Below are 14581 nucleotides of genomic sequence, written 5' to 3'. Positions count from 1 at the left end.
CCGGCTATCGCCCGGAAGAACGATAGCCGCGGGGTTAATGGATCTCGCTCACCGGGATCGCCTGCGGCGCCGGAACCGGCTTCATGGTGGCGGGATCAACCGCCAGATAGCGTCCGGTTTTGCTGTCGATACCGACGTAATCGATCATCTTGCCCTGCGCCCGGGTGACCATGGTGCGTCTGGCGAACGCCTCGTAGGCCTCGCTCATCGCTTTGACCCGATCGGGATGTTGGGCCGCGACGTCATGGGTCTCCAGCGGGTCGTCGTGCAGATTAAACAGCTGCCACGGCGCGTCACCGGCGGTGAGGCCCCGCGGCACCAGCCGCCGCAGCTTCCATTCACCATCGACCCACGCCGCCTGATGGTGCAGCTCAACGCCGTATTTCCCGCGCGGCGGCGCCTGTACTTCGCCGGTGAGATAGCGCTTAAAGCTGACGCCGATCATCGGCAACACCGGCTTCTTCGCCAGCGATTTGTTCGGATCGATACCGGCGAATTCATACAGGGTCGGCGCTACGTCGTACACCGCCATCGTCGAGGCGTCGATGTGACCGTGGCGCGTGATCCCGGGACCGGCGATCATAAAGTCGGTGTTAATCCCGCCCTGGGCGCTGGTGGTCTTATGGTAGTTGGCGTAGGGGGCGTTGCTGACGTTGGCCCAGTGGGGGCCGTAGGAGACAAACGAGCCTTTGCGGCCGATGTTGTCATAGCGGTTATCGAACTGCTTCCAGAATTCCGGGGTAGATTCGTAGTAGAAACCCTGCGCCGGGTTGGCGCCGTTATCGGTTAAAAAGACCAGCAGGGTATTTTTATCGCGTCCGGTCTGCTTCAGTGTTTCCATCAGGGTGCCGATCTGCGCGTCCATATTCGCGATCATCGCCGCGTAGACCTGCATCACTTTCGCCGTATATTTCTGCTGCTCCGGGGTCAGCGCCTCCCACTCTTTATCCAGCTCAAGGTGCGGCAGCGGGGTGTCGTCATGGATAATTCCCAGCGCTTTCAGGCGGGCGATGCGCTGGCGATAGACCTCGGCGTAACCCTGCTCATACTGGCCTTTGAAGCGCTTGATCCACTCGTCGGGGGCCTGCAGCGGGTCGTGCGGGGCGGTGAAGGCCAGCCAGGCGAAGACCGGCTGTTCCGGCGGCGTATCTTTAATCCAGCTGTTCATCTGCCGGGCGTAGGCTTCGCTGGAGTAAAAATCGTCCGGCAGGGAGACGCGCTCGCCGTCGCGGGTGTAGTAGGTGTGGAAGGCTTCAACGGTCCCCAGGGGTATCGCGTCGTTAAAGTGGCTGGTGCCGCCGCCCATAAAGGCGAAGGCGTGATTAAAGCCGCGATCTTTCGGCGTGGCGCCTGGAACAAAACCGAGGTGCCACTTGCCGGCCATCAGGGTGTTATACCCCGCGTCTTTAAAGCGCTCGGCCATGGTAGTGACGCGGTCGGTCAGCCGCAGCTCGTAGCCCTCCTTGCCAATGGTGCTGTCGTACCACCACATACCGCCCATCCCGGCCTGCTGGTTGCTGTTACCGGTGAGCAGCATCGAACGCGCCGGGGCCGACATCGGCGAGGTGTAATACTGGCTCATGCGCATCCCCTGCTCGGCCATCGCCTGCAGGTTGGGGGTGGGGATTTCGCCGCCGAAGGGGCTGATGTCAGAGTAGCCCATATCATCGGCGATAATCACGATGACGTTCGGACGCTCTTGCTGGGCGGCGTGCGCGCCACCGGCGAGGATCACACTGACCGCCGCGGCCATGGCTGTTTTATTCACAACGGATTCTCCTGTTTCTGCGGGTATCACTTTCAGAGCAATGGGCTACGCCGGATGCGCGGCCCCGACAAACGCGGCCCGCCAGGCTTGTAGCCCTTGAAGGTCGCGGGAAAAGGGGCGCACGGGCGCCAGAATTTCGCTAAAGAAGCGGTAGTAGCCGCCGCAGAGGCGGTTGTTGCCCGCGGCGTTCAGATGCGCCGGGCAGCCGCCCTGGCAGACCATTTTGACCGCGCAGGTCTGGCATTCGCGGCGCAGGCTTTTCTGCTGACCGAAAGGCAGCTGCACCGAGGCGTCAACCGCGTGCGCCAGCGTCATGTCGTCAAGGCGGCCCAGCCGATGTTCGGCGTTAATCAGATGGTCGCAGGCGTAGAGCTCTCCGTCGGGCTCCATCACCAGATTGCTGCCGCAGCGGGCGCTGTGCACGCAGCTGCCGCTGGTGTGAGTGAAGTACTGCGCCCACGCCTGCTCGATATTGATGACGAACACCCGCCCCTTGTCGCAGCGCTTCTGCCACTGCCGCCAGATGCCGACCATAAAACGCCCCCAGTTATCGGCACTCAGCTGATAGCCCTCGCGCAACGCTGCGCCTTCGCTCATCAGCGGCTGAAACTGTAGATAGCGCGCGCCGAGGCTGACCAGCCGGTCATAAATCGCCGCCGCGTGGGCCGCCATCTCGTTATGCACCACCACCAGCAGGTTAAAATCCACCTGATGCTGGTGGAGAAAGCCGATGCCGCGCAGTGCCGCCGGCCAGCTGGCCCGGCCGCGTTTATCCGGACGATGCTGGTCCTGTAGCGCTTCGCTGCCTTCGAGGCTCAAGCCGATAATAAAGCGATGCTCGCGGAACAGCCGGCACCAGGCGTCGTTGATCAGCGTGCCATTGGTCTGCAGACTGTTGCTGATGGTGACGCCGTCGGGGGCATAACGCGCCTGCAGGGCGAGCGCTTTTTTGTAAAAGCTCAGGCCGGCCAGCAGCGGCTCACCGCCCTGCCAGACAAAGTTGATTTCCCGCGCGCCGACGGGCTGGGCCGCGATGTAGCGGCGGATAAACTGCTCCAGCCGCGCCTCGTCCATTTTGTTGACCGGCGTTTCATCCTGGGGGTAATAGCAGTAGCGGCAGGCGAGATTGCAGGCGGGGCCAATCGGCTTCATCAGAATATGAAACGGCACCGGCGAGCGCGGCTCAGCGGCCAGCGGAATTTGCTGCTGGCGCAGGGCGGCGATATTCAGCATCGGCTTATCCTCGGTTAATGACCGGCGCTGTTGCTATTATTTTGGCAACAGCGGGTCAGGCGTAATCACATGATTAAGCCGCGGCGAAAATTAATGGCATCCTGTTAAGGGTATAAGTGAAAAAAAACAGAAATCCATCGTTCTTAAGGATGAGAGAGACGCGTCCGGGATAGGGTTTTTTTATCACCAGAGGCAGGTACGCCGGGTATTAATCTTTTTTGTTTATGTTTTAACGCCGCTATCGTAAGGCATGGCGAGTGTGTTTTTTAAATGCTTTATATAACAATGCATTGCTGAAAATTTTGTAACGGCTATCACATTGTTAATATGTTAATGATTGTGTTACTTAAATGTGAAATGTATGCTTCAATTATCGGTAGTCATCCATGTGTCATGCACCATCATCTCGACGGGGAGGCCCTATCATGTCTGCTTTGTTAAAAGCCAGCCGTAATGATGCGATAATAGCCCGTTGTTTACAGACTATTTCTCAGTTAATTCCACTGACTTCAGCGGTGTTTTATCGAGTAAATAACCGGTTAAAACCCGAAAACTATATATTGCATAATATTTCCGATAATACGCACCAACAATATCTGGAAAACTTCCAGCCGCTGGATCCGCATTTACCGGCGCACTTTAGCCACCAGAACACCACCGTGGCGGCGATGACGCCGCGGCTCTGCGATCGCAACCGACATTATTATCATGAATTTATGTTGCCGAATAACGTGCGTGACATGACCGAGATCTTCATCCGCCGCGAGCGGCGGATCATCGCCGGTATCTCGCTGATGCGCGACGTGCCTTTCTCCAGCGAAGAGCGTCATCGGGCCCAGGCGGTGCTGCCGCTGGTGGAGCTGGCGATCCGCGACTGCCTGCAGGAAGAAGATGACCTGCCCGCTATCCTGACCGCCAAAGAGCGGGAAATCGTCGGCATGGTGCGCGAAGGGGCCAGTAATAAGCTGATTGCCCGCCAGCTGGATATCTCGCTCTCGACGGTGAAAACGCACCTGCGCAATATCTTCGCCAAGACCGAAGTGGTCAATCGTACCGAACTGGTTTCCCGAACCTGGATGCCGGCTGCTCAGCGTACGCTGCATCTGTGATCTGACTTTCACATCCCGCGCGCGCCGTGGCAACACGGCGTTTTCCTGATGCCTGTGGGTATCACTCCCTGGAGGATCCTCCGGGGGGAGGCTTTTTTGACCGGAGCACGCCCTACGATGTCGAGTACACCTGTCACTGATAATGCGCTTTCCCGGCACGCCGGGCTGGTGGTGTCCCTGCGTTTGCTGGCGGCGATTGTGATTTTTGCCGCTATTGCGCCGGGTATTCTGATGACCGCGCCGGCGGTGGCGGCGCAGCTGGCCAGCGAATGGCAGCTAAAACCCGGGCAGGTAGGCTGGCTGTTCTCAGCGGAGCTGGGGGCGATGAGCCTGGCGACGCTCCCGGCGTGGTGGTGGATGAGTCGCCTCGACTGGCGGCGGGTCGCCCTGACGGCCGGGGCGGTGTTTCTGACCGCCAACCTCGCCTCGGCGGTGGTCACCCAGTATGAGACGCTGCTGGCGGCGCGCTTTATCGCCTCGCTGGCGGGCGGCACGCTGATGATTCTGTGCATCAGCTGCGCGGCGGGAACGCCGAACCCGTCGCGGGTCTACGCCTTTTGGGTGCTCGGGCAACTACTGTTGGGGATGCTTGGCCTGCTGGCTCTGCCCGGCCTGTTCGCGACCTTTGGCCTGAAGGTGGTGTATCTGATCCTCGCCGCCATCATGCTCTGCTGCCTGCCGCTGGTCTCCGCTTTCCCGCCGCGCTTTCAACCGCTCTCTGCCTCCCGCCAGCAGCCGTCGACGGCGCTGTGGCGTCAGGCGCTGGCGGTGCTGGCGGTGCTCACTTTCTATATCAGCCTCAGCGCAGTGTGGACCTTTATCGGCACCATCGGCAGCACGGCGGGGCTGAGCCCGACGCAGGTGGGGCTGGTGCTGGCGGCGGCGACGGTTTGCGGCATTATCGGCGCCGGCGGCGCGGCCCTGCGCGGCACCCGGCGCGACGATCGCTTACTGGTGTGGCTGGGCTACGGCCTGCTGATCGTCAGCGTCGGGCTGCTGGTTGGCCAGCCGCTGCTGGCGCGCTACGCCATCGCGGCGCTGCTGTTTAAGTTCACCTGGACCTTCGTGCTGCCCTTTATTCTCGCCCGCGTCGCCGGGCTCGATAACAGCGGTCGGCTGATGAACAGCATCAATCTGGTGATCGGCGGCGGCATGGCGGCCGGCCCGGCGCTCGCGGGGGCCTTACTGCAACACTTCGCCAGCGCCGACCCGCTGCTGGCGGCGGCAGGCGTCTGCGCGCTGCTGTCACTGATTTTAATTGTGGCGGCTTCCGCCGCCGGGAAGGGTTAGCCCACGGGAGGATAGAGTGAAAAGAAAAACCGGTTTCTTCTTTGATGAACGTTGTTTCTGGCACAGTACCGGGCTGCACGCAGTGACGCTGCCGGTGGGCGGGTGGGTACAGCCACCCGCCGGCGGCGGTCATGCCGAATCGCCGGAGACCAAACGGCGGATGAAAAACCTGATGGATGTCTCCGGGCTGACGCCGCAGCTGGCGCTGCGCAGCGCGGCGCCGGCGAGCCTTTCGGACCTGCGGCGGATCCATCCCGACAGTTATCTGGAGCGCTTCAAGGCGATAAGCGATAACGGCGGCGGCATGCTCGGCAAAGAGGCGCCGCTGGGGCCGGGCAGTTATGAAATCGCCTGTCTTTCCGCCGGGCTGGCCTGCGCGGCGGTGGAAGCGGTGCTGAAGGGGGAACTGGATAACGCCTATTCGCTGTCGCGTCCGCCCGGACACCACTGCCTGCCGGACCAGTCGATGGGCTTCTGTTTTCTCGCCAATATCCCCATTGCCGTGGAGCGAGCGAAAGCGCTGCTCGGGCTCGGCAAGGTGGCGATCATTGACTGGGACGTTCACCACGGCAACGGCACCCAGCACATCTACCTGCAGCGCGACGACGTGCTGACTATCTCCTTGCATCAGGACGGCTGCTTCCCGCCGGGCTACTCTGGTGAGGAGGATCGCGGCGTGGGGGCGGGGGAGGGTTACAACATCAATATTCCGCTGCTGGCCGGCGCGGGGGATGACAGCTGGCGCTATGCGCTGGAAACCATCGTTATTCCGGCGCTGGCGCGCTTTGAGCCGGAGCTGATTATCATCGCCTGCGGCTATGATGCCAACGCCATGGATCCGCTGGCGCGCATGCAGCTGCACAGCGACAGCTTCCGGGCGATGACTGAACAGGTCCAGCAGGCGGCGGATCGCCTGTGCGGCGGGAAACTGGTGATGGTGCACGAAGGCGGCTACGCCGAATCCTACGTGCCGTTCTGCGGCCTGGCGGTGATGGAGGCTCTGAGCGGCATCCGCACCGAGGTCCAGGATCCGCTGCGGGAATTTATTCAACAACAACAGCCGCGGGCGGAGTTTGCGCAGTTCCAGAGGCAGGCTCTCGATCGGCTGGCGCAGCAGTTTGGCCTGCAGTAGTCGCTCCCGCTCACGTTGATCCCTAAAGTCCCAATATGGGACTTTTACTTTACTTAGTCCCGAAATGGGACTAGTCTCTGCACATGAAGATAATCTCAGTGAAAACCTTAAGGGACTTCTGGGCGGAGAATCCCGACGCTGAACAACCGCTAAAGGCCTGGGTAGACGAAGCGACAAAAGCAGACTGGAAAACCCCGGCGGAGATAAAGGACCAATACCGCAGCGCAAGTATTCTGAAAAATAAGCGGGTGGTATTCAACATTAAAGGAAATGATTACCGGTTAATCGTAGCCGTTGCTTATCTGCGGGGGTGGGTGTTCGTTAAGTTTATCGGTTCGCATAAGGAATATGACGAGATAAACGCTGAGACGATAGAGAGGAAGTAAATGATGAATGTGAAGCCTATCCGCACTGAACAAGATTACGAAGCCGCGTTAAGCGCGGTCGAACCTTTTTTTGATAATGAACCTGCGCCGGACACGCCGGAAGGGGATTTTTTTGAGGTGATGTGCCTGCTGATTGCTGAGTATGAAAAAAAGCACTATCCCATCGAGCCGCCGACGCCGATAGAGGCGATCAAGTTTCGCATGGAGCAGCAGGGGCTGACCGTCAAAGATCTGGAGCCGGCGATTGGTAAATCTAATCGCGTGTATGAAATTCTCAATGGTACGCGTAACCTGACGCTCCCGATGATTCGCCGACTTCACGCACAGTTCGGCATTCCTCTGGAGAGCCTGATCGGCGCGTGATGGCGCGGGCATCCGGCTCATTCATGCATCCACTGACTTACCGCCTGATTAATCATCGCCAGCACGCTGAGCAGCAGCATCCGCTGCTGCGCTTCCAGCCGCAAATAACGGCGCAGCGGCGGCATTTTACAGACCACTTCGCTGGCGGCCCAGGGTTCAATGCTGCAGCGCCAGCCGCGACCGTCAAAGGTCAGCGAAAAGCGGCGGTAGTCCAGCTCGCTTAAGGTCTGCTGGAGATTAGGGAAACCATTGAGATAGCCGGCGAGTACCTCGCTGCCTTTGCCGCCGATAAAGCGGATCGGCTGGCGTTTCCACCAGCCGGATTGATGGGCGCGAATGTTACCGCGCACGGGCCGGGTCACCGGCCCCTCGACGACAAACTCGCAGCTGTGAATGCTGGCCATAAACAGCCGCTTCTGACGCACGCTGAAGGTCACGGCGGTGGCGTTGTTCAAGCGCAGCGCGCTGCGCTCGCTCAGCTTTTCGCAGGGCCAGCCGGCCAGATCGCGCTGCACCGCGTTCATTAACGGCGTTTCAAACCAGGGGACGGAGGACATCTGGCGTCATCTCCCCGCGGGTCTGTTTTTCGTAGTTGTTGATGGCGCGCTCCACTACCTCTTCCACCACCAGCGGCTTGAACGGATTGACGCGCTGCACGCACACCGTCCAGAACAGGGCGTAGGCGGCGGTCAGGCCGAGCATAATGCCGAACGGCACCAGCACCTGGCGACTGTCCATCCCCGGCGGGGTGATATTGACGATAGCGATGATAATGCCGACGCTGGAGATAATCTGCGGCAGTGGGAACCACGGCGAGCGGTAGGCGCGCGGCAGGTCCGGGCGGCGAATGCGCAGCATCACCACCGACAGCGTCACCAGCAGATAGGCGACGCCCCAGGCGCAGACCGCGGCGAGGATCAGCGGCACGATGCGGTCCAGATCGCCGTTCAGATACCAGGCGTGCAGGCAGGGGATCGCCACCCCGATGGCGATGGCGATTACCGGCGTTTTAAAGCGCGGATGCAGCCAGGTCAGGAAGCGGGGCAGCGCGCCGTCCAGCGCCATACCGTAGATAATGCGCGGCACGGCGGCCATTAGCGTATTGATGGTGGCGCAGCCCGCCAGCAGCAGCCCGACCCCCAGCCAGTACTGGCCGGCGTGGCCCATCACCCGCTCGGCGAAGGCCGGGATCGCCATCGGCGTATCCAGCAGATGGACGTTGTTGGCCGCGTCGAGCACGGTATTCTCCACCTGGCGGTTGATCGCCGCACCGTAGATAAACATGCAGCTGGCGACCCCCAGCAGGCCCAGCGCCATCGCCCGCGGTATGGTGCGGTGGGCCTGTTTGATCTCCGGCGCCATCGGCGTCACCAGTTCGCAACCGACGAACATAAACATCGCCATGCCGATATAGCCGAACAGGCCGTTGATATCGCTAACGTTCAGCGGTGTGCCGAACCAGCCGGAAAGATGAGTCACCGGCGCCATAAAAATGCCGCACAGGCCGAAAATGGTCAGCGTGGTCCACATGCCGAAGGTCAGCACCACTTCGACCTTGCCGAAGATTTCCACGCCGATGGCGTTCAGCAGGCCGAAAATCACCACCATGCCGACGCCCACCATCCAGGTGTTTTGGTGAGCGGCCATCTGGGCGTTGATCGATTCGAAGTTCACCAGCGCCATAATGCCCGCCAGGATCGTCTCCGCCGTCCCGGCGAAAATATGGACGATCAGATAGGCGCACAGCGCGCCGGTGATAGCGAAAAAGCGGCCCATGCCGCAGGAGATATAGTCGTACACCGAACCGGTGGTGGGAATGAGCGTCGCCGCCTCGGCAAAGGTGGTGACCTGCGCCTGCATCATAATAAAGGCCAGCAGCACCGCCAGCGCGAAGGTATCGCCGCCCATGCCGAAGCCGCTGGTCACCGTCAGGATCACCGGGCTGGCCATAATCAGCCCGACGGAGCTGGCGAGGGTGGTCGGGAAGCCGACGACGCCGCGCTCAAGATGGCTGGCAAGTCTGTTACTAAACATAGTCAACCTCTGCACAATAATGGGGTAGGGCAGGGAATAGCCAGCGCCACTCCCGGATAGTCATAATTTAGGCGGGCATCCTGCTCAACGAATATCGTCCGGAAGGTGGAGGGTGGCGCATGATTCTGTGACGCAGTCCATGAATGTGAGGGTGGATAAACAAGATGACCCCGAAAACCGGGGCCATCCGTCTTGCCACGTTGCGCCTGTTTCTGCCGGGTGGCGGCTGCGCCTTACCCGGCCTACGATCCGCGCGGCCTGCCTTTAATTTATTCACCATGCTGACTGAAACTGCCGGTGTTGGCGGCCTCAAAACTCCCGGTGGCGCTGCCGCTTACCGGGGCTACAGCGCTGTGCGATTTGGTAGCCCGGAGAAGGCGCAATGCGTCGCCTCCGGGTCCCCCCCCTGCGCCGCCGGGCAGTATCAGCGCGTTAGCGCGTCTCGACGTTCGCCAGGTAGTGCTTCACAAAGCGCGGCGTCAGGATTTTCCACTCCACTTCGGTGCCCTGTTTAACAAACCAGCTATCGCCTGGCGCAAAGCGCTGCGGTTCACCGCCGGCGACGGTCAGCTCTACTTCGCCTTCCAGCACGGTGGCGTGTTCGGTAAACGGATAGGTCATGGTAAAGCTCCCCTCAGTGGACGAAAACAGTCCGCAGGTAAAGGCATCCTGCGGCTCGCCGTAGATCATCGCCCCGGCCACCTGCGGGTCGCCGGCGGTCGGCGTCGCGCCGAGCAGGCTGACGCTGCCGATTGGCTGCAGGTCGGGCACCGGGTGTTTAAGTTTAAAAGCGTGCATAGCGTTCTCCTGGTTAACTCCGGCCTTTCCAGAAACCGGCGGTTTGATGCATCAATTTTCCGGCGGTGACCAGCAGCAGGCGCAGGCTGTCACGGCCGTGGATGGTCGCGTGGGGGATGCTGCTCAGCAGACGATAGCGGTCTGAACCGCCGTTGATCCCTTCGGCGAGGATTTTGCACACGATGTGCGATGGGGTGACGCCGAAGCCGGAGTACCCCTGGACGTAAAAGACGTTGTTGTGATCGCGTAGCGTGCCGATCTGTGGAAACAGGTTGGCGCTACAGGCCATTGGCCCGCCCCAGGCGAAATCGATCTTCACATCCTTCAAATAGGGGAAGACCTCCGCCAGCAGGGTGCGGTTCCAGGCGGCGAAATCGTTCGGCGTATACTCCACAAAGCGGGTGGCGCTGCCGAACAGCAGGCGGTTTTCCCGGGTGACGCGGTAGTAGTTAATCACCGGGCGAATATCGCTGAAGGCGCCGCGCAGCGGGCTGATGCGCTCGATCAGTTCATCGGAGAGCGGCTCGGTCGATACCTGATAGGAGTAGGTGACCAGCGTTTTGTTGTAGATCTCCGGCTCCATATTGTTGAGGAAGCTGTCGCAGGCCCACAGCAGTTTGGCGGCTTTGACGCTGCCCATCGCGGTACGTACCCGCACCTGTTTGCCGTAATTCACCTCCACCACCGGCGAGGATTCGAAGATCTTCACTCCCAGCGAATGGGCGGCCTGCGCCGAGCCGAGGAGCATATTGAGCGAATGGATCTGGCCGCCGCCCATATGTTTCAGCGCGCCGCAGTAGACCTCGGAGCCCACCACCTGCTGCACCTCTTTCCCGGTATACAGCTCGATCTCTTCATCCGGGGTGGCAGCCTTAAACTCCTTCTCCCACTGGCGCAGCGTTTTCAGTTGCCGCTGGTTATAAGCGAGATAGCCGTAGCCGGGGACGAAATCGGCGTCGATATTATATTTGCGGATGCGTTCGCGAATGATGCCCGCGCCAAGGTTGGCGATTTTAAACAGCGTTTCCAGCCCCTCTTTGCCGACGTGCTTTTTCACCGCTTCGATGTCGTGACCGATACCGGCCATCACCTGGCCGCCGTTGCGCCCGGTGCCGCCATAGCCGAGATGGCGCGCTTCCAGCACCACCACGTTGGTGATGCCCTGTTCCGCCAGCTCAAGGGCGGTGTTAATACCGGAGAAGCCGCCGCCGATAATCACCACGTCGGCTTCAATATCTTCCCGCAGCGCCGGAAAATGGAGGTGGTATTTCTTCGTCGCGCCGTAGTAGTTCAGCGCATCGATTTTGATGTTCATCGCGTTACCCTGTGGTCTTGCCTCGCTCAAGTGCCTCATCACAGCACGCCGCGCGGGCGTTGAATATCGTCCGGAAGAATGACGTTCTTTAGAACGATAGGCGGCGGCGGGAAGCCGTGCTGTGATGGGCCAACGTTGCTGAAAAAACGGGTACTGACGATGAGCGAGATAACCTTACTGGCGGAAGTGACCGCCTTTTTACGCCAGCCGCACGGGCAGTTTATCGCCGGTGAGCGAGAGGCGGGCCGCGGCGCGCCGTTTGCGGTGATCAACCCGGCCACCGGGCGGGCGATCGCCGAGGTCACCGCGGCGGATAGCGACCAGGCGGATCGCGCGGTAGAGAGTGCCCGCCAGGCGTTTAATCAGTGGCGCGAAATGCCGACGCTGGCGCGCGGAACCTTGCTGCTGAAGCTGGCGGATGCCCTGGCTGAGCATCGCGAAGCGCTGGCGCAGCTGGAAAGTCTCTGCTCCGGCAAGACCATCACGCTGGCGCGCATGCTCGAGCTGGATCAATCGGTCGCTTTCCTGCGCTACTTCGCCGGCTGGGCGGGGAAAGTCACCGGCGAAACCCTGAATGTGTCGCTGCCGTCGATGGCCGGGGAGAAATATACCGCCTTCACTCGCCGTCAGCCGCTGGGGGTAGTGGTGGGCATCGTGCCGTGGAACTTCTCCATCATGATTGCCGTCTGGAAGCTGGCGGCGGCCCTGGTCTGCGGCTGCACCATTGTTCTCAAGCCGAGCGAGTATACGCCGCTGACGCTGCTGCGCGTGGCGGAGCTGGCGAAAGCGGTGGGTATTCCGGACGGGGTGATTAACGTGGTCAACGGCGCCGGCGGCGAGATTGCTCAGCGGCTGATTACCCATCCGGCCTGCGCCAAGGTGAGCTTCACTGGCTCGGTGGCCACTGGCGAGAAAGTCCAGCAGTCGGCCAGTGCGTCAGGTAAACGGGTGACCCTTGAGCTGGGGGGCAAAAACGCCGCGCTGTTCCTGGATGATCTGACGCCGGAGGCGATGGTCAACGGCATTCTGGAAGCCGGCTACCTGAACCAGGGGCAGATTTGCGCCGCCGCGGAGCGCTTTTATCTGCCGCAGGGTAAACTGGATGCGGTGCTGGCGCTGCTGAAAGATAAGCTCAGCGCCTTCGCGCCGGGATCGCCGCTGGATGAGCGCACGCTGATGGGGCCGCTGGCCAACCGCCAGCAGTATGACAAAGTGTTGCGGCTCATTCAGACCGCGCGCGACGAGGGCGATACCATCGTCTGCGGCGGCGAAGCCCTGCCGGGGGAGGGCTATTTCCTGCAGCCGACGGCGGTCAAAGTGCGCAGCGAAGAGAGCACCCTGATGCGCGAGGAGACCTTCGGCCCGGTGTGCAGTTTTATCGGTTATCACAGTGAAGACGAGGCGCTGGCGCGGATCAATGCCTCGCCGTATGGCCTGGCGGCCAGCGTCTGGTCGGATAATATTCGCCTGGCGCTACGCTACTCGGAGGCGATTGAGGCCGGCATCGTGTGGGTCAATATGCATACTTTCCTCGACCCGGCGGTACCGTTCGGCGGCATGAAGGGCTCGGGCATCGGGCGCGAATTCGGCAGCGCGTTTATCGATGACTACACGGAGCTGAAGTCGGTGATGGTGCGCTATTAACCGCCGCTCAGCGAAATAGCGCAGGCATTTGTCGTTTTGCGCCAGATGGGCGACACATCCTGCGCCTTCTGGCCCTGAAACCGGGAGGGGGCACTGCCTCGCTTCCGGGACTCTTTTTCCCTTCGCGGATCCTTTCTTCCCCCCGTTATCCGCCATTGCCGTAAAAAAAATTAGCAGATTATCTTTTTTGCCCGCCAGGGCTTGCCTGACATTAGATAATGCGTATAGTTCTCATTCTCTTTTTTATTTGCATGTCAGGCAAGGTTCGAGCTGCGCCAGTGAGTCGTTCACAAAGAGTCGCGAAGGCGTAGGGTGACGTAAAGACAGCAGGCTGGAAACACACAATATCGGCCGCTGCGCGTCCATCGGGTCATTGATTTTTTATAGGGTTGATCCAATGAAATACACACTTCCGGCGTTGATGCTGGCCATCAGTGCGGCGTTAAGCGGCTGCGCGACGCATCATTCCTCTGCCGTTTTCCAATCGGTTATCGACTCTCCAGCCCCTAACGTGGCGCAACCGCTGCAGCGCCAGCTAGCGGAAGGACTGTACGAGATGGCGCTAAGCCCGCAGGGTGATGCGCTGTACGTCGCCAGCGCCGAAGGCTTTAAACATGTGCAGGGTGGGGCGGTTTACACACTGGATCCGCAAACCCTCAACACCATCGGCCTGACGCATACCGATCTGAAAAACTTCGCTTTGCAGCTCTCTGCGGATGGTAAAACGCTTTATGTCAGCAATTCGCTGGACGGCGGCATCAGCGCTATCGATACCGCTACCGGCAAGGTCAAAAACCGCCTGCTGTTCAGCGAGCGCAATGAAAAAGGACGCCCTTATGGGGCGCGTCAGCTGCTGTTGCTGAACAATACTCTCTACGTTGGCGCGGTCGCCGACCCGGCGCAAATCTGGGTGGTTGATGCCACCTCCCTGAAGCTGAAAACACGCATTGCAAATACCGGTAAATGGATGACCGGCCTGCACTACTCCGCACAAACCGGGCGCGTATATGCCGCTAACGGCAGCGGTGAAATTCTGGTGATCAACCCAGATAACCAGCGCATTGAACAGCGCTGGAAGCCACTGGGCGACAAGCCAGCGCTGCTCCTTAATATGGCTGAAGATAGCGACACCGGCCGCCTGTTCGTGACCGATAACTCGAAAGCGAAAACCACGCTGGTGCTGGATATCCACAGCGGCAAGCTGCTTAAACAGCTCGACGTCGGCGATTCGCTGGCGGTGCAGTTCAATAAGAAACGCCAGGAAATTTATATTTCACAGCGAGAATCCGGCAAGGTCATCAGCCTTGACGCCAGCCGCTACACGCTGAAGAAAAGCTGGGCGTTACCGGCCAATCCTAACAGTATGCTGCTTTCCGCCGATGGTCAGACGCTGTTTGTCACCGTCAAACAGCCCTTCAATAAAGACCACTCCACAAAAGGCCCGGACAGCGTCGTACGCATTGACCTGAACGCGCAATAAAAATAACGGGTCCGACGACGGGCCCTTTG

13 protein-coding genes are annotated in these 14581 nt (G+C 60.3%); 7 read left to right on the top strand and 6 right to left on the bottom strand.

Annotated elements, in window-relative coordinates; all coding sequences use genetic code 11:
• Positions 1-34: 34 nt before the first annotated feature.
• Both GT756_RS05885 and GT756_RS05880 read right to left on the bottom strand, forming a co-directional pair.
• Positions 35-1768 carry an arylsulfatase gene (locus tag GT756_RS05885; protein WP_065878460.1) on the bottom strand — a complete coding sequence of 578 codons (1734 nt, stop codon included), beginning with the start codon at positions 1766-1768 and terminating at the stop codon, positions 35-37.
• 45 nt (positions 1769-1813) lie between these two features.
• Positions 1814-3001 (bottom strand): anaerobic sulfatase maturase, encoded by a 1188-nt coding sequence (locus GT756_RS05880; protein ID WP_017900833.1) that lies wholly within the window; start codon positions 2999-3001, stop codon positions 1814-1816.
• Between the two features lie 425 nt (positions 3002-3426).
• Between GT756_RS05880 and GT756_RS05875 the strand changes: the two genes are divergently transcribed.
• The 5 genes from GT756_RS05875 (at position 3427) to GT756_RS05855 (ending at position 7281) form a co-directional block, all read left to right on the top strand.
• The gene (locus tag GT756_RS05875; RefSeq protein WP_004202446.1) at positions 3427-4110 is read left to right on the top strand and encodes a response regulator transcription factor; all 684 of its coding nucleotides are present in this window, start codon (positions 3427-3429) and stop codon (positions 4108-4110) included.
• Between the two features lie 117 nt (positions 4111-4227).
• On the top strand, positions 4228-5400 hold the full coding sequence (locus tag GT756_RS05870) for an MFS transporter (RefSeq protein ID WP_160124601.1): 1173 nt from the start codon (positions 4228-4230) through the stop codon (positions 5398-5400).
• Between the two features lie 16 nt (positions 5401-5416).
• Positions 5417-6532, top strand: coding sequence for a class II histone deacetylase (locus GT756_RS05865; protein ID WP_065696686.1), 1116 nt, complete (start codon positions 5417-5419; stop codon positions 6530-6532).
• An 83-nt stretch (positions 6533-6615) separates the two neighbouring features.
• Positions 6616-6918 (top strand): type II toxin-antitoxin system HigB family toxin, encoded by a 303-nt coding sequence (locus tag GT756_RS05860; RefSeq protein ID WP_004178884.1) that lies wholly within the window; start codon positions 6616-6618, stop codon positions 6916-6918.
• Positions 6919-7281, top strand: coding sequence for a type II toxin-antitoxin system HigA family antitoxin (locus GT756_RS05855; RefSeq protein WP_023341146.1), 363 nt, complete (start codon positions 6919-6921; stop codon positions 7279-7281). It abuts the gene before it with no gap.
• Between the two features lie 17 nt (positions 7282-7298).
• Here GT756_RS05855 and GT756_RS05850 read toward each other — a convergent pair whose 3' ends face one another.
• The 4 genes from GT756_RS05850 to GT756_RS05835 all read right to left on the bottom strand — a co-directional run bounded on the left by GT756_RS05850 (position 7299) and on the right by GT756_RS05835 (position 11428).
• Positions 7299-7838 carry a DUF3156 family protein gene (locus tag GT756_RS05850; RefSeq protein ID WP_160124600.1) on the bottom strand — a complete coding sequence of 180 codons (540 nt, stop codon included), beginning with the start codon at positions 7836-7838 and terminating at the stop codon, positions 7299-7301.
• Positions 7816-9315 carry an APC family permease gene (locus GT756_RS05845; RefSeq protein WP_002892820.1) on the bottom strand — a complete coding sequence of 500 codons (1500 nt, stop codon included), beginning with the start codon at positions 9313-9315 and terminating at the stop codon, positions 7816-7818. The genes GT756_RS05850 and GT756_RS05845 overlap by 23 nt, the downstream gene beginning before the upstream one ends.
• A 432-nt stretch (positions 9316-9747) precedes the next feature.
• The gene (locus tag GT756_RS05840; protein ID WP_002892824.1) at positions 9748-10113 is read right to left on the bottom strand and encodes a cupin domain-containing protein; all 366 of its coding nucleotides are present in this window, start codon (positions 10111-10113) and stop codon (positions 9748-9750) included.
• Between the two features lie 13 nt (positions 10114-10126).
• Entirely contained in the window at positions 10127-11428 is a 1302-nt protein-coding gene (locus GT756_RS05835) for an FAD-binding oxidoreductase (protein WP_017900836.1), read from the bottom strand.
• Between the two features lie 159 nt (positions 11429-11587).
• On the opposite strand from GT756_RS05835, the gene GT756_RS05830 reads away from it, so the two are divergent.
• The gene (locus GT756_RS05830; RefSeq protein ID WP_017900837.1) at positions 11588-13072 is read left to right on the top strand and encodes an aldehyde dehydrogenase family protein; all 1485 of its coding nucleotides are present in this window, start codon (positions 11588-11590) and stop codon (positions 13070-13072) included.
• A gap of 397 nt (positions 13073-13469) precedes the next feature.
• The gene (locus GT756_RS05825) at positions 13470-14552 is read left to right on the top strand and encodes a YncE family protein (protein ID WP_160124599.1); all 1083 of its coding nucleotides are present in this window, start codon (positions 13470-13472) and stop codon (positions 14550-14552) included.
• Positions 14553-14581: the final 29 nt, after the last annotated feature.

Origin of the sequence: Klebsiella sp. Q2, assembly GCF_009900705.1 — a bacterium.
GTDB classification, from domain to species: Bacteria; Pseudomonadota; Gammaproteobacteria; order Enterobacterales; family Enterobacteriaceae; genus Klebsiella; species Klebsiella quasipneumoniae.
Note: the sequence above shows the minus strand (reverse complement) of the source record. Positions and strands in the feature narration are given on the sequence as shown.